The sequence below is a fragment of the Acidimicrobiales bacterium genome (assembly GCA_035531755.1).
In the GTDB taxonomy this organism is placed as follows: Bacteria; Actinomycetota; Acidimicrobiia; order Acidimicrobiales; family UBA8190; genus DATKSK01.
Map to the genome: position 1 here is coordinate 1 of DATKSK010000047.1, position 17,764 is coordinate 17,764.

Below are 17,764 nucleotides of genomic sequence, written 5' to 3' on the forward strand. Positions count from 1 at the left end.
CGTCGTCGGCGTCTTCAACTGGCACAGCTGCCGGTCCACGACGACATCGTCTCCACGGGGCGCTTCGACACCGGCTGAGGCGCGCTGAGCCTTGGCCGTGGTGCAGTCCTGTTCGACGCGCTTCAATCCTCGCTCATCCGATAATCCGATCGTGACGCCTGGAGTCGAGGCCCACACCTGGACCTCACCGACCGATCGAGGACCCGGGGTCCGGCCTTGCATGAGAACAACACACCCTTATGTGAAGATGGGAGCAGCCTTCAGTGAAGACCATACAGTGGAGACGATGGGACTCGAACCCACGACCCCCTGCTTGCAAAGCAGGTGCTCTACCAGCTGAGCTACGTCCCCGTGGCCCGCACGGGGGCCCACCGACAGGATACGTGGCCACGGCGGGCGGGTTGCGCGGTCGGGCCGATCGGCATCCCCGACCGCAGGCGACGCGTCAGTGCTTCGACACCACCCACTTGAATCTGACCGATGCCGTCGACGACGTGTCCGACACGGTGACCGTGACCGTGGTGCGCCCGCGGATCATGGGGATCCCCGAGACGACGCCCGACGTCGGGTTGATGGACAGACCGGCCGGCAGGCCCACGGCTGCGTAGCCGAGCGTCTGGCCGCGCACGTCGACGGCGGTCATCGGCACCGACACCGGGGCGCCGGTCACCGACCGCTCGTTGCCGGGGGCCGTGACGAGGACCGCCGAGTGGGCGACCTCACAGCCGCCGCTCCTCCCGGAGTCGTTGGCCCACAGGCCCTGGACGTCGAACGTGCCGGTCGCCAACGTGAGGTAGACGGCCGCCCCGGGCAGGCCCGGGCTGACGTAGTCGCACTTGTCGGCGATCTCGTTGCCCCGCCGGTCCAGCCAGCCCGTCGAGGCGTCGGGGTCGGTGAGGGTCTCGGCGTACTCGTGGCTGGCCGTCTCGTTGACGCCGTCGAGGACCCCGTTCATCCCCGTCGAGGCGCACCCACCCACCCCCGCGTCGGGGATGTAGGGGAAGTTGGTGTACGCCACCGCCGGCCCGGTCACGTGGCCGGCGAAGAAGGGGTCGCCGCTGTTGTCGTGGTAGGCGCAGTACCCGTTGCGGGGGTCGAGCCATCCATCGGGGTTGGTCAGCGGGGGCGACACGATGACGAATTGCGCCTGGCTCGACGAGTCGCCGAAATGCACGGCGGCGTCGGCGGCCTCCTGGGCCAGCTGGGTGCCGTCCACGCCCCCGACGCTCGAATCCCCGGCGAAAGCGCCCTGGGGCGGCGTGATCGACGTGTCCTCCCACACGCCGCCGAGGACGCCCGCCCCGGGGAAGGCGACGTGGTCGGCTCCGGGGGCCACCGGGCAGGCCTTGGCTCCCGTGGTCGTCCCCCGGCAGTACTGCGTCACGGTGGCGCTCCACAGTTCGCCGTCGGTGCCGAGCCCGGCGAAGAAGGCCTGCAGATCGGGGGCGAGGCCGTCGGGGTCGCCGGAGAAGTGCTGGTAACCGCCGGCGCCGGTGCTCGGGGTGCCCCATTGCGAGCCCCAGAACACCAGGTACACCCGGGGGGAGCCGGTGACCACAGGGCCGCCCCGGTAGCGCAGTGGCCCCCTCGACCCCTGCCCGGCACCCTGGGGGCTGGTGGAGGAGGGTGCCGCGACGGCCGCCGCCCCGAGGTGCCCGGCCCCGGTCCGGAGAGGGAGGGCGCCGTGCCGGTAGGCGTGGCCGCCACCGGTCGGGTCGGACAGCCCGATCGCCCCCGAGCCCTGCGAACCGGCCGCGGTGCCGGCGGCTGCGGTCCCGGCGGTCGCGCCGGTCACCGTGGCGGCCGACAAGGCGGCGACGCCGAGCGCCCATGCCAGGCGTCGCCGGGGCACGTGCCCCGCCGACGGCGAACCGTCGTCTTTTCGCATCGTTCCCCCGCATCCCGGAGTGGAGGGCGGCCCTGCCCCCCGACTCCTCCGGTCACACCGGACGGTGTGACGTTCCCGCTCCGACCACCCCCGGCGCGCGAACAGGTCGTGCCAGTGCCACCTGGTTCCCCGCTGTCTTAGTCTGGGCACCCCGGCCGTGCCATCGCAAGATTTGGTGATTTCCCCTCGGGGATTCCCTATCCCGGCGTGAACGTGAACGACCGGACCACGACCTCGGCACCGTGCCCGTTCATGGGCGCGTGCCCGCCGCGGAGCCAGAAGTTGATGTCGGGGACCTCGCCACCGGCCGGCGGCCGGTCGGCGCCGGTGTAGGTCCATGACGACGGGGACGCCCCCGGTGCGGAGAAGGACAGGCCGCTCGCCGTCCAGTGGAACGACAGCGTGGTGGGCAGTGACGAGCCCAGCGTGACCCGGGTCAGATTGCCGGTGTGGGCATAGGGCTGCACCACGAACTGGGCGTTGGTGGGGTCGAAGGGGTCCCCCCAGCGCGATGCCTCGATGTCGATCTCCCGGTAGTTGAACTGCGGGCTGGTCCAGTCGTAGGTGAAGAGGCCCAGGACCATGTCGGGGTCGAGGTCGTCGACGCGCGAGTCGAGCACCCAGGTGTACGTGCCGTAGCCGAGGCTGCGGGTGTTGACCACCTCGCCGACGGTCCAGTGGCGCTTGGCCTTGGTGATGACCAGATGGAGGCGCCCGAGGCTGTCGACCCATGCGTTCTTCTTCGAGAAGTAGTTCGGCCCGGGTCCGAGGCGGTGCGCGTTGGACTTCACGGTCCAGGTGTACCCGGAGAACGACAGCGTGCGACGGGCGACGGCCGCCGCCGGCCGGGCCGGGGTGACGAGCACGAGCGCGACCGCGCTGAGCGCGACCGCGACCGTCGTCCACCGTGCCATCGGGCCGGCCCTGAGCGGGCCGGATGGGCGCCGCCGTGTCCCCCGCACGTCCCCGGACGCTACTGCCCGTGCGCCCCCGGTGCCCGGGACGAGCCCGGGCTGCTGCGGCGGCGCCGCCTCAGCGGGGGTCCGGCCGGTCGAGGTTCCAGTGCAGCGACACGGTGCACATCCACTCCTGGTCGTCGGCGTCCTCGCGGGGGATGATGCCGAACCGGCTGATCGTCCGCTGGCCGCCCTCGTGGTCGCCGTAGAGCAGCTCGATCGTGAAGCGCCGCCGCGCCGTGATGGCCTCGGCCAGCCAGGCGTGGTCGGGGTCGGCCGTGTCCCGGATGGCGCCCTGCCAGAAGCTGTTGTCCGCGGGCGGCACGTACAGGTCACGGGTCTGCATCCGGAACGCGTCGGGGTCGGCATGGTCTCGGCCGCCCGCGGTCGCGGCCCCCGACGGGTGCCACCCGTGGATCACGGCGAGGCCCGACCCGACGTTGCGCAGCGACATGGCGAGGTAGATGTTGCCGTCCACGTACTCGGCGACGGCCCGACCGCCGCCGACGGCCGCCCAGTGCTCGTCCATCCAACCCACCTTCACGGTGGGGTCCTGCAGCCGCGACGACGTGAGCACGGGCCGGAGGTTGACCTGCAGGGCCTGCTGGGCCGTGCGCGCCGCCTGGTTGGCCGACCGGACCGATGCGAACGTGGCCACCGCCAGCACCAGCGTGCCCCCGGCGGTGGCGAACGACGAGATGGTGACCCAGTCGGTGGTCATCTCCGAAGGTTACGACGGCGTGGTCCGGTCGCCCCGGCGTGGCCGCCGTTCTCCGGTAGCGTGCCGGCCGTGCCGAGAACCGGTGGGAGACGGCGGCGGACGCCGACGCTCGCCGCGTTGCTGGTGGCCGCCGGCATCGCCCTCGGCGCCTGCTCGAGTGCCAGAGCGCACGCGTCGGTGCCCGACGGCCTGCCACCGGCGCCCACCACCCACCAGGACACCGCCTTCACCGGGAACGGCCCCTACCGTGCCGGCGTGGCCTTCGAGACGACGCCGGCGGGCGACTCCGTCGTCGTGTACTACCCCGTCGACGCGGACCGCACCGTGGGCAAGCCCACCTACACGGTCAACCTGATCCGTTGGTTCCTCGGCTCCCCGACCGCGCCGATCCCGGCGGGCCTGCCGTCGAACCTGCCGACGACCCTCGCCACCGACGCCTACATGAACGTGCCGGTGAGCAGCCACGGCCCCTTCCCGGTGGTGATGTTCAGCCACGGCTTCGGGGGCTACCCCGAGCAGTCGAGCTTCCTCACCGACCATCTGGCCACGTGGGGCTTCGTGGTGGCCGCCCCCGACCACCGCTCGCGCGACCTGAAGTCGGTCGCGGGCGGGACCGTCGGCACGGGGCAGAGCGACGTGCAGGACCTGCGGGATGCGCTGACCCTGGTGACGACGATGGACCACGATGTCGGCGGCCTGCTCCACGGCAAGCTCGACCTGACCCGGGTGGCCGCCCTCGGGCACTCGGCGGGGGGCGGGGCCGCCATCACCTTCGCCGGGGACCGCGCCGTGCGCACCTACATCGGCCTGGCGCCCGCGGCGGGGACGCCGCCGCCGGCGGGCAAGCCCGGCATGATCATCCAGGGCACCGCGGACAAGGTCGTGCCGGCGGGGGACACGCAGCGGCTGTACGCGCGGCTGAAGGGGCCCAAGCGCCTGGTGCTGATCGACGGCGCGGGCCACAACGCCTTCGACGACGTCTGCACCATCGGTGCCGCCCAGGGCGGGCTGGTGGCGTTCATCCACGAGATCCCCCTGCCGGCGAGCTTTCGGTCCATCGCCACCGACGGGTGCAGCTCCCCGGACGTCGTCCCCCCCGAGCCGTGGCCGCTGATCGACCACACCGTCGTCGCCCAGCTCCGGTGGGGGTTGGGCATCGACCCGGCGCCGGTCGGTCTCGACGCCGGCCTGGCCGGCGCCTTCAGCCCGGTCGTGGCGAGCATCACCAGCACGGGCTGACGCCCCCGGTCCGGCGGGCCGCGCCGCCCCGGTAGCGTTGCATCCGAAGAGCGCCGGATCCGGGCACCGCGCCCGCCCGGCCTCCGCCGCTCACGCCGCGCGCCCGACTCGATGCCCGACGCCCCCGACCCCACCGCTGCCCGGGCCCCCCACCACCGGTCCCGTCGCGCCGGCGCGCTCCTGGCGGGTACCCGCGGGTCGGGCCCGGTGGCCGCGGTCATGACGGTGGCGGCCACGGCGGCCGTGGTGGCCACGCTGCTCGATCCCGGGACGGTCCACGCGGTGGGCCGGGGCCGCACCGGCGCGACGGCGACGGCGGCGGCGCCGCCGACAACGACCTCCACGACCTCCACGACCACGACCACGCTCCCGGCGGGCGGCCCGCCACCGTGCACACCGGCGGTGGTTGCCGGGGGCGCCTACGCGGTCGGCGACTCCGTCATGGTCGACGCCCAGCAGGCCCTGGCGGGATGCCTGCCCGGCACCGTCGTGGACGCGTCGGTGAGCCGCCAGTGGTCCGACGGCGAGGTGCTCCTGCACCAGGTGATGGCCCAGGCGGCGCCGCCCGCGGTGGTCGTCGTCGGTCTCGGCACGAACGGACCGGTGACCGACGCCGACTTCGACGCCATGATGACGGTCCTGCAGCGCGCCGCCCGCGTCGTCTTCGTGACCGTGCACGTCGACCGGCCCTGGCAGGACCAGGTGAACGCCGTCCTCGCCCGCGGCGTGGCCCGCCACCCCACCGCGGTGCTGGCCGACTGGCAGGCCGTGGCGCGCCAGCACCCCGAGTGGTTCTACGCGGACGGCACGCACCTCCCGATCGGCGGTCCGGGCGCCCAGGCGTTGGCCGCTGTCATCGCCGCCGAGGCCTGACCGGTGGACGCCGATTCCCGCGCCGCCGGGCCCCGCGGCGCCGGGCCCGCGGCCACGCGGCAGTTGGACCTGGCGGGCTGCCACAACTTCCGCGACCTAGGCGGGTACCCGGTGGCCGGCGGCGGGCACACCCGCTGGCGCACCCTCTTCCGGGCCGACGGCCTGGCCCGGCTGACCGAGGAGGACCTCGTGGTCCTGGGCGAGCTGGGCGTGGTCACCGTCATCGACCTGCGCACCCCGCTCGAGGCCGAGGTCCGGGGGCGGTTCCCCGCCGGGGTCGACGGGGTTCGCCTCCACCATCTGCCGCTGACCGACACGCTGCCGGGCGAGGAGGACGCCCCCGAGTGGGGCGCCGCCGACTTCGTGACGGCCCGCTACCGGGGAATGCTGACGGAGGGCGCCGGTTCGGTGGCCCAGGCGCTGCGGCTGCTCGCGGAGCCCGCCAACCTCCCGGCCGTGTTCCACTGCAGCGTGGGCAAGGACCGGACCGGCGTGCTCGCCGCCGTGATCCTCGGTGTGCTCGGGGCGCACGACGCCGACATCGTCGACGACTACGCGCTCAGCGCGGTGCCCATGACCCGGATCCTGGAAGGGCTGCGGCGCGAGTACCCCGACGCCACCGAGGTGGTCGAGCGCTACGCGCCGGTCATCCTGTCGGTGCAGCCCGACGCCATGGCCGGGTTCCTGGCCGGCGTGCGCCAGGACCACGGGACCTTCGACGGGCTGGCCCGGGCCCTCGGTGTCGGCGCCGAGGCCGAACGGCTGCGCACGCTGCTGGTGGAACGGGCCGGCTGAGCCCGCAGCACGGCGAGCTCAGCCGGCGCACCGACCGACCCCCCGCGCGCGGGTGGGGGCGCCGCGGCCAGCGCTGTCAGCGCGAGAAGGTGATCTCGTCGATCCGCTTCATGACGTCGTCGCCGAGGAGGGGGATGACGTCGAGCGCCTTCATGTTCTCCTGGACCTGCTCCACGCGGCTCGCCCCCGTGATCACCGTGGACACATGGGGATTCTTGGTGCACCACGCCAGCGCCAGCTGCGCCAGGCTGCACCCCAGCTCGTCGGCGACCGCCTTCAGCTTGACCACCTTGGCGTTGCGTTTGGGGTCGGTGAGCATCCCCTGGAGCCATTCGTAGCCGGGGAGCGCCGCCCGGCTCCCCTCGGGGATCCCCTCCGCGTACTTGCCGGTGAGCAGTCCCGACGCCAGCGGGCTCCAGATGGTGAGCCCGAGGCCGATGTCGTTGTAGAGGCGGGCGTACTCCCACTCGACCTTGCGGCGCTCGAGGATGTTGTACTGCGGCTGCTCCATCACCGGCTTGTGCAGATGGTGGCGCTCGGCGATCTCCCAGGCCGCCCGGATCTCGTCGGCGGTCCACTCCGACGTGCCCCAGTACAGCGCCCGGCCCGAGCTCACGATGTCGGACATGGCCCACACCGTCTCCTCGATGGGCGTGTTGGGGTCGGCCCGGTGGCAGAACAGCAGGTCCACGAAGTCGAGGTCGAACCGCTCCAGCGAGCCCTCGATCGCCTGCAGGAGGTACTTGCGGTTGAGGGTGTTGCGCATGTTCACCTCGTCGTGGATGCCCCAGAAGATCTTGGTGGACACGACGTAGCTGTGACGCGGCCAGCCCAGCCGGGCGATGGCCTTGCCCATGATGCGCTCGGACTCGCCGCCGGAGTACGACTCGGCGTTGTCGAAGAAGTTGACGCCGGCGTCGTGGGCGGCCGCCAGGCAGTCCGAGGCCAGGCCCTCGTCGAGCTGGGGCCCGAAGGTGACCCACGATCCGAACGACAGGACGCTCACGTTGAGGCCCGATCGGCCCAGTCGGCGGTACTCCATCTCCATGGCAGCGGCTCCTTGTCGGCGTGACGACAGACGTGGTGGCGAAGGCCCCGAGCCTACGGGGTCATGTCACCGACGTGTCCGCCGGCGCGGGCGCGCCGGGGCGTCAGGGGCGCCCGGCCCCCACGAGGCCGTTGCCCCAGATGCCCTGGATGCGGACCACGTCGCCGGTCGACGGCGCGTGGACGACGGAGCCGCCCCCCACGTACATCCCGACGTGGTCGATGCCCCCGTACCCCCAGAAGACGAGGTCGCCCGGTTGCAGGTCCGACAGCGGGATGTGGGCGATGGCGCCGTACTGGGCCGCGGCGGTGCGGGGCAGGCTCACGCCCGCCTGGCGCCACGCCCACTGGGTCAGGCCCGAGCAGTCGAAGCCGACGCCGGGGGTCTCGCCGCCCCAGCGGTAGGGCACGCCGAGCTGGCTCTCGGCCGCCGCCACGGCCCCGGCGGCACCGCTCGCCACGGGCAGGTTGACCAGGGTGGCCCCGACCGAGGAGGAGCCCGTGGCCTTCGTCGGGGCGGGCGCGGCGTTCACCCGGGCGAGGAAGGCCGCGTGGGCGGCCGCCTGGGCGGCGGCCTGCTGCTGGGCAACGAGGCTGGCGATCTGGCCCTTCACCCGGCCGAGGGTGGCCTGCTGGTCGGCCATCGTGGCTTCGGCGGCCCGGCGGGCGGCGCCCGCCTGGTCGACGGCCGTCTGGGCCTGGGCCTGGGCCGACTCGAGCTGGCTCTGCTGGGTGGCGAGGTGGGTCTGGGCCACGTTCAGCGAGTCGATGGCCCCGGCGACCTTGCCGCTCGACACCGACCGGTACTCGGCCGCCACCGACGCCTCGGCGCCACCCGAGGCGAACAGGGTCGACAGGCTGCTGTCGGTGGTGCCCGACATGTAGGCGCTGACGGCGGCGGCGCGCAGGTTCCCCTGGTCCTGGGTGACCTCGGTGCGGTCCTGGGCGATGGTGCCGCGGATCTGGGTGACCTGCTGGCCCAGCTGCTGCACCTGCTGCTGAGCGGCGTCGTACTGCTGGGAGAGGGCGTCGAGGTGCTGCTGGTCGGCGGCCAGCTGGTTGGTGATCTGCGTCGCCTGGGCCCGGGCGCTCGCCAGCGGGTCGGCCATGGCCGGGCGCGAGGTCGCCACGAGGGCGGAGGAGAGCACTGTGACGACAGCTCCGGCAAGGACGGCGGCGCGCTTCGGCCACCGTGTCGAATGGCTTGACGGAACCGTCGAGGAAAGCTCGACGTCAGTCACAATGGGACTACTGCTTAGCAAGGCCCGTCGGGCACAGGCAAGCCTTGCCGTTGCCCTGGCCACGTACCCGGCGTGCCACCAGCCTCATGTTGACAAAGTGACTGGTGTGGTTATGGCACGACCTCGCGCTCGGTGACGGCCTGCCCTGTGACGGCGGTCGCCGGGCCCGACCGTCAGGCGGTGCGAGCCCCGTTCCAGGGCATGACGCCCTCGGCCGACGGTAGGGCCTGGTCGGAGGTCGCCGCGGGTGCGCCCACCCCGGCGGGCGCCGCCGCCTGGCGTAGCTTGGCGAGCTCGGCCATGACGATCTGCTCGTGCTCCTCGAAGTCGCGCTTCGCCGCCCGCGGGCTCCAGCGTCCCCGCATCACGAAGACGAGCCCCAGGAAGACGAGCTGCCCGGCGGCGCACACCCACCACCACCGCTTCCATTCGTTGCCCGAGGCCTTCTGGGCGGGGACGATCTTCTGCTCGACCCGCAGGAGCGAGGCCAGCTGGGGCGAGTTGGCCTGCACGCCGGCGATCTGGGCGGCGGTCACGGGGTGCCCGGCCTGGATCGACGAGGCCAGCGGCGAGAAGCTGAGCAACCCCGACACCTGCGCCTTGAGCGGGTCAGGTACCGCCGCCATGGCGGTCAAGATGTTGTGGCTCGTCCCGAAGTTCTCCAGCAGCGCGGCCAGGGCCTGGCCGGGACCTGCCGGCGTCATGCCCTGCAGCGACGCGATGACGCTCGCCGGCGCCGCGGGCGGGTTGAGGTTCCCGGCCGCGGGGACATACGGCTGCGCGGCTTGGAAGGTCTGGAGGTTGACCGCCGCGCCCTGGTTGTCGACGAGCGTGGTGGACGTCGTGATCACCATGGGCAGCACCACGAACGACGCCGCCACCACGATGCGCAGGATCCATCCCCACACCGCCAGGCCCGACGCCGACAGGGCGGGGTTGTGGGCCTCGACCGCCTCGGTGTAGGCGGCCATCCACGGCGTGTAGGCCGTGCCGATGAACACACCCAACATGATCACGACGAAGACGTTGGAGTAGTAGCCGGTCGTGGGGTGGTCGACCTGCATCAGCAGGACGATGGTCATGACGAAGGCGCCCACCGCGCCCACCACCATGAAGGGCTTGCGGACCCGGAGGCGGTCCGACAGGATCCCGATCACGACCAGCATCACGGCGTCGACCGTCCAGTACCACGTGTTGATGCCGTTGGCGTCGGCGGTGGTGCGGTTGAACACGACCACCCAGTACAGGGTGAGCACGCTGACGGACGCGAAGTAGATCAGCAGGAACAGCGAGATGCCCACCGACGACGCCACCAGGTCGGGGCGGAGCATCGAGCGCAGGGGGTGGCGCGTGGCCTTCTCCACGTCGATGCCCCGGGCGCGCGCCTCCACCAGGGCGCGCTCGTTGTCCGACACCATCAGCTGGTCGCGCAGCTGCGGGGACAGCTCTCGCAGGCCGATGAAGGCGATCACCACGACCGCCAGGCACACGAAGCCCGAGATGACGAACTGGTCCTGCCACGGGTGCAGGTGCGGCAGCGTGTGCGTCGCCACCAGGCTGGCGGCCAGGCTTCCCACGGTGGGCCCGAGCGCCCAGAAGCCCATGGCCGACGCCCGGCCCATCTGCGGCGAGAAGTCGCGGATGAGGGCCGGGGTCGACACCAGGATGATGCCCTCGACGAAGCCGATGACGCAGTAGGCCACGGCGAAGCCGAACTTGGAGTGGATGTTGGGGACGGCGATCAGCTGGATCAGGCCGACGGTGAGGGTGCCGTAGATCGTCAGGTTGGCGCGGCCGATCTTGTCCGACAGCCCGCCGATGAACGCCGTGAAGGCGCCGATGGCGTTCGACACCACCAGCAGGTAGAGGAAGTACAGAAACGACATGTGGTAGTAGGGCAGCATCAGCGGGGTGACGGCGCCCTCCACGTAGTAGAGGTAGTAGAGGACGATCGTCGTCAGCACCACGATCCCGAGGTAGCCCATGCGGGGGCCGCTCGTGGGGTAGTGGGTGAGCTGGCGGGTCCACAGGGCGTTGCGCAGACCGCTGCGGGACCTGGGGGCCGGGCCCTGCGGGACTGGAGCCGGTGCCGGTGCTGTCGCTAACGCCATGGCGACCTCCCCCGATGACCCGGCGACCTCCCGGGCCCCCTGCCTCCGGCCTGGCGGTCGTGAGGCCTCACTGCCGGGGCCAACCGCTCCTCTGGCACCGATACGGGTGACCCTCTGGGCATCGTACGGAGCGGCCCCCTGCCCGGACAGGGCCGTATTGCCCATCTTCGGCGAGCCGCTCGGGGGGCACGCCGGCCGTTGGGCCATTTCCCCTTGCAGATCGGCACGAGGGGGAGGATGCTGGCGGTACCTGCGCTCCCACCAGGAAGAGACCATCCCATGACCCTCGAACCGGTGCCCGCCTGGGACGGCGACGACTTCTCGGCCCACCGACTCCTCCTCGACATGGCGCACGAGCTCGGCCCGATCGCCAACAAGGGCGACCACGGCCGCCTGAGCGACGAAGCCTCGGCCCTCCTCGAGGCGTTCGTGCACCACGCCGAGGCGGAGCGGGCGCTCGTGCTCCACCTCCCCCCGTTCACCGCCCGGCTCATCGAGCACGGCCAGCAGCGCGTGGTGGACCGGCTGGTGTCGCTCGTCCTCGAGGCCGACCTGGCCGAGGAGCCGTGCCGCTGCGTGGACCTCGCCGACGAGATCGCCTCGCTCATGGAGGTCCAGATCATGTCGGAGGAGTGGGACCAGTCGGACCGCTGACGGCCCGGTCTGACCGTCGAAGTGCGCTCTCCATACGCCGACGAGCACGACACCGACCGCTGTTACGTCGTCGCCACCCGCCTGCCCTGATCGGCGGGCCGTCGGCGCGTGGCAGCTCGGCGGGCCGTCGGCGCGTGGCAGCATGGCGGGCCATGGACGGTGCGCAGGGTCGGGACGTCTCGAGTGCGGACGCGGGTCGGCGTCTGCGCTTCGCCGTCATCGGTGCGGGGATGGCCGGCATCCTGGCCGCCATCAAGCTGAAGGACGCGGGCTTCGATGACTTCACGGTCTACGAGAAGGCCGACCGGGTGGGCGGAACGTGGCGTGAGAACACGTACCCGGGGCTGTCGTGCGACGTCCCCTCGCACCTCTACAGCTACTCGTTCGCGCTCAACCCCGAGTGGAGCCGCACCTTCTCCCCGGGCCCGGAGATCCAGGCCTACTTCGAGGGCGTCGCCGAGCGCGGCGACGTGGTGCGCTTCGTGCGCTTCGGCGACGAGGTGGTGCACTGCGAGCTGGTAGACGGCCGGTGGCGCCTGCGCACGGCCGCCGGCCACCGTGACGAGGTCGACGTCGTGATCGCTGCCACGGGCGTGCTCCACCATCCCAAGCTGCCCGACATCGAGGGCCTCGACTCGTTCGCGGGCGCGGCGTTCCACAGCGCCCGATGGGACCACGGCGTCGCCCTCGACGGGGCACGCGTCGGGATCGTCGGCACCGGCTCGACCGCCGTGCAGATCGTTTCGGCCGTCGTCGGGCGCGTCGCGCACCTCAGCCTCTTCCAGCGCACCGCCCAATGGGTCATGCCCGTCGCCAACACCGCCTACACGCCCGAGGAGATCGACGCCTTCCGTCAGGACCCGAAGAAGGGCGCGGATCTCTACGCCGGCCTGTCGGAATTGTTCGACGGCTTCTCGGGCGCCATCGTCGACGCCGAGTCACCGCAGATGCAGTACATCGAAGACGCCTGCCGGGCGAACCTCGAGCAGAACGTCACCGACCCGGTGCTACGCGAGCGGCTGCGCCCGGACTACCGGGCCGCCTGCAAGCGGCTCATCGTGTCGCCCGACTTCTACGAGGCGATCCAGAAGCCGAACGCGTCGCTCGTCACGGAGTCGATCGAGCGCGTCGAGGCCGGGGGTGTGCGCACCGCCGACGGCCGGCTGCACGAGCTCGACGTCCTCGTCCTCGCCACCGGTTTCAAGGTGGACGCCTTCGTGCGGCCCATGACCCTGGTGGGCCGGGGCGGCACGACCCTCGACGAGGCCTGGGCGGCGCGCCCCGAGGCGTATCTGTCGATCTCGGTCCCCGAGTTCCCGAACTTCTTCATGCTGAACGGCCCGAACGGCCCGGTGGGCAACTTCTCGCTGATCAGCGTGGCCGAGCTGCAGATGGGCTACGTCCTGCAGCTCGTCGACCGCATCCACACCGGCGGCTGCCGCGAGATCAGCGCCTCCCGGGCGGCGACGGCCGAGTTCGAGGCGGCCCGGGTGGAGGCGGCCCGCAAGACGGTGTGGGCGACGGGGTGCCGCAGCTGGTACCTCGACGACCGCGGCGTGCCCGCCGCCTGGCCGTGGCCCTTCGGTCGGTTCCGCCAGGAGATGGCCACGCCGCGCCTCGACGCCTACGAGCTCCGGGGCTGACCGGGCACCGGCACCGTCCCGGGGCACCCCGGGGCGTCCCCGGGCTACAGCACGGCGACGCTGAACGACGTGTCGACGGTGGCTCCGGTCACGACCTGATTGCCCGAACAGCCGGTCGCCAGGGCGGTCGACGTGGAGGGGGGAGCGAGGTACGCCGTGATCTGGTTCAGGGCCTTCTCGGAGTAAGAGCCGAGCACCGCCTTCCCCGAGAAGGCGAAGCCCACCTCGCCGGAGTCGTTGATGGCCGGCTCGGCCTTCTTGACGGTGAAGGTCGAGGAGCCCCCCTGCCCGCCGGACCAGCTGACGGTGAGGGCGAGGTTCTTCAGCGACTTCAGCGTGCCTGCCTGTGCGAACGCCGGGCAGGACCCGATCAGGTAGTGCATGACCTTTCCGACCTTTCCGCTCTTGGTGGCCGGCGTCTTGATGGTCGTCGTCGCGATGGTTCCACCGCTGGGCGCGCCGGCGGGGTCGGCGGAGATGCAGCTGGAGAGGGTGCCACCGGAGATGGTGGTGCTCGTCACCGCGGCCTTGTTGGTCGTGTCCACCCCCGCCTTCGTGAGCGCCGGGCTGAACGTCACGGTGGCGCTCATCTTGCACACCACCGGGTACGCCGGCGCCAACGACGCCCCGGCCTGGAGTGCCGGGACGGTGACGGCGGCCACGCAGGCCACCGGCACCGCGAGGGCCAGCGCCCCCACCAGGATCTTGATTCTGTTGCGCATCGCCTGCACCCCCACTGTCCGGCGGGTCCATCGCCATGCCGCGACGGCCGAGCGGGACCCGCTGCCTCGAGCCTGTCCCCGGAGGCGCGAGGCCGTGACCGCCAGGCGCGTGGGGGCTGCGTCATTCCCCCATCGCCTGGCGACACGGTCTTCGCGTTGGCAGGAACTGCTCGATACCCAACCTGCGCCGCTCGTGTGACGGGATCAGCAGCGGACGGTGACGTTTCCGTGACAATCGATCTGCTCAGGAGCCGCCGATGGAGAGAGTCCCTGCTTCAGGGATCAGGTGGCCCTGACGATGATTCCCAGGTGGCGTCGGTGATCGGGCAGGTACAGACCGCGTACCAGGGCCCTGACCGGGCGGTGCGTGCGGTGACCGCGGCCGCGCTCACATGGGGCGCGGTCTATCTCGGATGGCGGCTGGTCGACACCTGGCGCGGGACGAATCCCGGGCTGTTCGTCGTGCTCTACGCCTGTGAGCTCTTCGGGTGGGCCATGCTGGCGTCCTTCTCCTTCATGGCCTGGCGCCTCCCGCGCCGTGAGCGTCCTGTCATCGGTTGGCGCCCGACCGTCGATGTGCTGGTCTGCACCTACGACGAAGGGCTCGATCTCCTCGAGGCCACGCTCGTCGGGTGCAACTGCATCTCCTACCCCCACACGACCTACGTGCTCGACGACGGGCAGCGGCCCGAGGTGCGCGCTCTGGCGGCCCGCCTCGGCGCACGCTACGTGACCCGCTCGACCAATCAGCACGCCAAGGCGGGCAATATCAACAACGCCCTCGGTTGCACCGACGGTGAGCTCCTCCTCATCCTCGACGCCGACCACGTGCCCCAGCCCGACATCCTCGACGCCACCATCGGCTACTTCGACGACGACTCGGTCGCGCTGGTGCAGACGCCGCACGACTTCGGGAACCACGACTCGTTCCAGCACTTCAAGGTGGGACGCCACGACCAGAGCATGTTCTTCGAGGTGATCATGCCCGGCAAGGACCGGCACAACGGCGCCTACTGGTGTGGTTCGGCGGCCGTCATCCGTCGCGAGGCGCTCGAAGGGATCGGCGGCATTGCCACCGAGACGGTGGCCGAGGACTTCCACACCACGATCCGGCTCCACAGCCAGGGATGGCACACCCGCTACCACGACGAGACGCTGGTGCAGGGGTTGGCGCCGCACGACCTGGCGTCGTTCCTGCTGCAGCGCGACCGGTGGGCGCGAGGCAACCTGGCGGTGCTGCGTACCCCGGAGAACCCTTTCGTGGCACCCGGGCTCTCGCTCAGGCAACGGGCGAGCTACCTGGCGTCCCTGCTGGCGTATTTCGTGCCCCTGCAGCGGGTGGCGATGGTGCTGGTGCTCATCACCATGCTGATCGGCGGACTCCTCCCCGTGCACGCGCCGGCGTGGCAGTTCGCAGTCTTCTGGGCGCCGTGGATGGCACTCGAGATGACCGCCGCGGCGTTGCTGTCGCGGGGCCGGGTCAGCCTCTGGGACGGCTCCTACATGATGCTGCTCACGACCGGGATCTTCGTCCGAGCGGGCTTCGTGCTGATCCATCCGTTCCGCTCGGCGTTCAGGGTCACGCCGAAGGACGGCGTCGACGACGGGGGCTGGGCCGCGGCGCGCCAGCTGCGTCTGGTGCTGATCATGGCCGGGCTCCTGGTGGCGTCGGTCGGGTTGCGCTCCCTGGCGCTGGCGGGCGACGTCGCACTCCCGCGCCTCGGTGGGTTGGCTGTGACGCTCGGACTCTTCTTCGCCGCCTGGGAGCTCGTGCTCGTCGGCACCGCGCTGTGGAGGGTCACCCGTCGCCGTCAGGCGCGCCGGCACTACCGCGTGCCGGTGGAGGTGGCCGGGGTGATCGATCGGTCCGTCGTGCGGGTCGTCGACCTCACGCCCGCGGGCGCCGGCGTGATCAGCGCCCATCGCATGGACGTGGGAGCGGAGGTCGAGCTGCAGCTGGAGCTGCCCACCGTCGACGGAGGGGTGCACACGGTCCGCGTGTGCCTGACGGTCCGCTCGTGCCGGCCTGAGCAGGACGCGGGCTGGCGCATCGGCGGGACACTCGTCGCGCTCACCGCCAAGGACGGCGAAGCGCTCATCGAGCACTGCCACGTCGTGAGCTCACGCGTCAGGCTGACAGAGATGGGCCGCCTGGGGCCCGCCACCCCGGTCGACGAGAGCGTCGGCGCGTCTGCCTTCGGGCCGCTGGCGGACACGGGGTCCACGGGCTGAGCCCTTCCCCGGTGCCTGGTGGTCGGGCTGCCGGGATTTGAACCCGGGACCTCCACGTCCCGAACGTGGCGCGCTAACCAAGCTGCGCTACAGCCCGTCGTGCCGGTGTCCCGGCGGCTCCGGAGACCTGCGGCTCCCCGGCGACGGCGCCGATCGTAGTGCCATTCAGCGGCGCCCCTCCCCGCCCGCTGGGCCGCTCCCCGCTGCCGCCGGTGAACGGTTGCGGCCGGGGCCACGGGTGCGGCCCGACAGGACCTCAGCCGACACAGGACCTCAGCCGACACAGGACCTCAGGGGGTGGCCGGCTCGTCGTCGTCGTCGGTGGCATCGGTTGCCGCCTGCACGACCACCTTGGCCACCCGGCGCTTGTCCATCTCCGCCACACGGAGGACCCACCCGCTGTGGCGCAGGCGCTCGCCCTCCTCGGGGATGTGACCGAAGGCGTCGAAGAGGAAACCCCCGAGGGTCACGTACTCGCCCTCGGGCAGGTCCACCCCGAGCTGGTCGCGCACGTCGTCGATGCTGGTGCCCCCGTCCACGAGCCAGCGCGTGCGGTCCACCCGGACGATCTCGGGCTCGCCGCCGGGGTCGAACTCGTCGCGCAGGTCGCCCACCAGCGCGGCGAGGAGGTCCTTCACCGTGAGCACACCCGACACCCCGCCGTACTCGTCGACCACCACGGCGAACGCCCGGCGGTCGCGGCGCATGTCGGCGAGCACGTCGAGGACGAAGCGGCTCTCGGGGACGAGGTAGGGCTGGCGCAGCCGGCGGGAGATGTCGAGCGGCGTGGGCTTGTCGAGGCCGCCTCCGCCGTTGCCGTTGCGCACGTCGAGCTCCCAGCCCGACCGGAACAGGTCGTTGACGAACAGGATCCCGACGAGGTGGTCGAGGTCGTCGTCGTAGACGGGGAAGCTGCTGTGGCCCGTCTGCCGGACCGCCCGGGCCACGTCCGCGGCTTGGAGCGGGATCGGCAGGCCGACCACGTCGACCCGGGGCGTCATCACCTCGCGCACGGTCGTGTCGCGCAGGTCGTGGAGGGCGGCGAGGATCAGCTGCTCCTGGCTCTCGCCCGGCGCCTCCCGCCGCTTGCCGCGGCCGTGACGAGATCCTGGGGGGCGGTCGTCGGGTGATCCCTCGCGTTTTCGGAACACTCGGGGGAGGTGCTCCTCAGTCGCCGGTGGCGGCGGGGGCACTGCCGCCGCCATCCTCACCGGCGGCCACCGCCAGGACGGGCACCGGCTGGAAGGACTCGTCGTGGTACGTCCCGCCGTCGGTCAGCGCCGTCGTGGCGCGTCGGAGCCGGATGGGGTCGAGCGGCTTGACCAGCCAGCCCTCGGCGCCCGACCGCTTGGCCAGGAAGACGTCGGGGCGGCGGTCGAGGAGCATCAGGACCGGCACGTGGGCCAGGTTGCCGATCGACTCCTCGAGGCGCAGCTCGGAGCACACGGCCATGCCGCCCATGCTGCCCATCTGCAGGTCGACGATGACGAGGTCGGGTTCGTACTCGTCGACCGCGGGCACCACCGCCTGGCCGGAGTCCACCTCGACGATGTCGGTGTCGGGCTCGCCGACCACGGCGACGACCTCGGCCCGCACCGACGGTGCGTCGCTGGCCACCAGGATCGTGCGCACGGGCGTCAGG

15 protein-coding genes and 2 tRNA genes are annotated in these 17,764 nt (G+C 71.9%); 6 read left to right on the forward strand and 11 right to left on the reverse strand.

The annotated features are described in order from the left end of the window. Positions 1-278: 278 nt before the first annotated feature. From VMV22_09800 to VMV22_09815, 4 genes are all read right to left on the reverse strand, one after another. A tRNA-Ala gene (locus VMV22_09800) sits at positions 279-351 on the reverse strand. Positions 352-445: 94 nt separating this feature from the next. Further along, a complete protein-coding gene (locus VMV22_09805; GenBank protein HUY22623.1) occupies positions 446-1,888 on the reverse strand; it encodes a putative Ig domain-containing protein in 1,443 nt (480 codons plus the stop codon). Between the two features lie 197 nt (positions 1,889-2,085). Further along, on the reverse strand, positions 2,086-2,802 hold the full coding sequence (locus VMV22_09810; protein ID HUY22624.1) for a hypothetical protein: 717 nt from the start codon (positions 2,800-2,802) through the stop codon (positions 2,086-2,088). A gap of 118 nt (positions 2,803-2,920) precedes the next feature. Further along, entirely contained in the window at positions 2,921-3,565 is a 645-nt protein-coding gene (locus tag VMV22_09815; GenBank protein ID HUY22625.1) for a hypothetical protein, read from the reverse strand. Between the two features lie 69 nt (positions 3,566-3,634). On the opposite strand from VMV22_09815, the gene VMV22_09820 reads away from it, so the two are divergent. The 3 genes from VMV22_09820 (at position 3,635) to VMV22_09830 (ending at position 6,472) form a co-directional block, all read left to right on the forward strand. After that, positions 3,635-4,804 carry a dienelactone hydrolase family protein gene (locus VMV22_09820; protein ID HUY22626.1) on the forward strand — a complete coding sequence of 390 codons (1,170 nt, stop codon included), beginning with the start codon at positions 3,635-3,637 and terminating at the stop codon, positions 4,802-4,804. Positions 4,805-4,915: 111 nt separating this feature from the next. Next, positions 4,916-5,677: a hypothetical protein gene (locus VMV22_09825; protein HUY22627.1), complete on the forward strand. Its 762-nt coding sequence runs from the start codon at positions 4,916-4,918 to the stop codon at positions 5,675-5,677. 3 nt (positions 5,678-5,680) lie between these two features. Continuing rightward, the gene (locus VMV22_09830) at positions 5,681-6,472 is read left to right on the forward strand and encodes a tyrosine-protein phosphatase (protein HUY22628.1); all 792 of its coding nucleotides are present in this window, start codon (positions 5,681-5,683) and stop codon (positions 6,470-6,472) included. Between the two features lie 76 nt (positions 6,473-6,548). On the opposite strand, the gene VMV22_09835 is transcribed toward VMV22_09830, so the two are convergent. The 3 genes from VMV22_09835 to VMV22_09845 all read right to left on the reverse strand — a co-directional run bounded on the left by VMV22_09835 (position 6,549) and on the right by VMV22_09845 (position 11,147). Next, a complete protein-coding gene (locus tag VMV22_09835; GenBank protein ID HUY22629.1) occupies positions 6,549-7,520 on the reverse strand; it encodes an aldo/keto reductase in 972 nt (323 codons plus the stop codon). A gap of 103 nt (positions 7,521-7,623) precedes the next feature. Then, a complete protein-coding gene (locus VMV22_09840; protein HUY22630.1) occupies positions 7,624-8,649 on the reverse strand; it encodes a C40 family peptidase in 1,026 nt (341 codons plus the stop codon). Positions 8,650-8,933: 284 nt separating this feature from the next. Then, entirely contained in the window at positions 8,934-11,147 is a 2,214-nt protein-coding gene (locus tag VMV22_09845) for an MFS transporter (GenBank protein HUY22631.1), read from the reverse strand. A 3-nt stretch (positions 11,148-11,150) separates the two neighbouring features. On the opposite strand from VMV22_09845, the gene VMV22_09850 reads away from it, so the two are divergent. Both VMV22_09850 and VMV22_09855 read left to right on the forward strand, forming a co-directional pair. After that, the gene (locus tag VMV22_09850; GenBank protein ID HUY22632.1) at positions 11,151-11,525 is read left to right on the forward strand and encodes a hypothetical protein; all 375 of its coding nucleotides are present in this window, start codon (positions 11,151-11,153) and stop codon (positions 11,523-11,525) included. A gap of 152 nt (positions 11,526-11,677) precedes the next feature. Then, entirely contained in the window at positions 11,678-13,168 is a 1,491-nt protein-coding gene (locus VMV22_09855) for an NAD(P)/FAD-dependent oxidoreductase (protein ID HUY22633.1), read from the forward strand. Positions 13,169-13,212: 44 nt separating this feature from the next. Here VMV22_09855 and VMV22_09860 read toward each other — a convergent pair whose 3' ends face one another. Continuing rightward, positions 13,213-13,890, reverse strand: a complete 678-nt coding sequence (locus tag VMV22_09860; GenBank protein HUY22634.1) for a hypothetical protein — start codon at positions 13,888-13,890, stop codon at positions 13,213-13,215. 309 nt (positions 13,891-14,199) lie between these two features. On the opposite strand from VMV22_09860, the gene VMV22_09865 reads away from it, so the two are divergent. After that, positions 14,200-16,122, forward strand: coding sequence for a glycosyltransferase family 2 protein (locus VMV22_09865; GenBank protein HUY22635.1), 1,923 nt, complete (start codon positions 14,200-14,202; stop codon positions 16,120-16,122). 19 nt (positions 16,123-16,141) lie between these two features. Here the strand turns inward: VMV22_09865 and VMV22_09870 are convergent. From VMV22_09870 to VMV22_09880, 3 genes are all read right to left on the reverse strand, one after another. Then, positions 16,142-16,219 (reverse strand) — tRNA-Pro (locus VMV22_09870). 193 nt (positions 16,220-16,412) lie between these two features. After that, positions 16,413-17,273 (reverse strand): hemolysin family protein, encoded by an 861-nt coding sequence (locus VMV22_09875; GenBank protein ID HUY22636.1) that lies wholly within the window; start codon positions 17,271-17,273, stop codon positions 16,413-16,415. A 16-nt stretch (positions 17,274-17,289) separates the two neighbouring features. Continuing rightward, positions 17,290-17,754 carry a response regulator gene (locus VMV22_09880; GenBank protein ID HUY22637.1) on the reverse strand — a complete coding sequence of 155 codons (465 nt, stop codon included), beginning with the start codon at positions 17,752-17,754 and terminating at the stop codon, positions 17,290-17,292. Between the last annotated feature and the right edge of the window lie 10 nt (positions 17,755-17,764).

Bases quoted from the DNA above. Each gene is read 5' to 3' on its own strand.
- VMV22_09805 (HUY22623.1), bottom strand. From the start codon at position 1,888: ATGCGAAAAGACGACGGTTCGCCGTCGGCGGGGCACGTGCCCCGGCGA.
- VMV22_09810 (HUY22624.1), bottom strand. From the start codon at position 2,802: ATGGCACGGTGGACGACGGTCGCGGTCGCGCTCAGCGCGGTCGCGCTC.
- VMV22_09815 (HUY22625.1), bottom strand. From the start codon at position 3,565: ATGACCACCGACTGGGTCACCATCTCGTCGTTCGCCACCGCCGGGGGC.
- VMV22_09825 (HUY22627.1), top strand. From the start codon at position 4,916: ATGCCCGACGCCCCCGACCCCACCGCTGCCCGGGCCCCCCACCACCGG.
- VMV22_09835 (HUY22629.1), bottom strand. From the start codon at position 7,520: ATGGAGATGGAGTACCGCCGACTGGGCCGATCGGGCCTCAACGTGAGC.
- VMV22_09845 (HUY22631.1), bottom strand. From the start codon at position 11,147: ATGGTCTCTTCCTGGTGGGAGCGCAGGTACCGCCAGCATCCTCCCCCT.
- VMV22_09850 (HUY22632.1), top strand. From the start codon at position 11,151: ATGACCCTCGAACCGGTGCCCGCCTGGGACGGCGACGACTTCTCGGCC.
- VMV22_09855 (HUY22633.1), top strand. From the start codon at position 11,678: ATGGACGGTGCGCAGGGTCGGGACGTCTCGAGTGCGGACGCGGGTCGG.
- VMV22_09860 (HUY22634.1), bottom strand. From the start codon at position 13,890: ATGCGCAACAGAATCAAGATCCTGGTGGGGGCGCTGGCCCTCGCGGTG.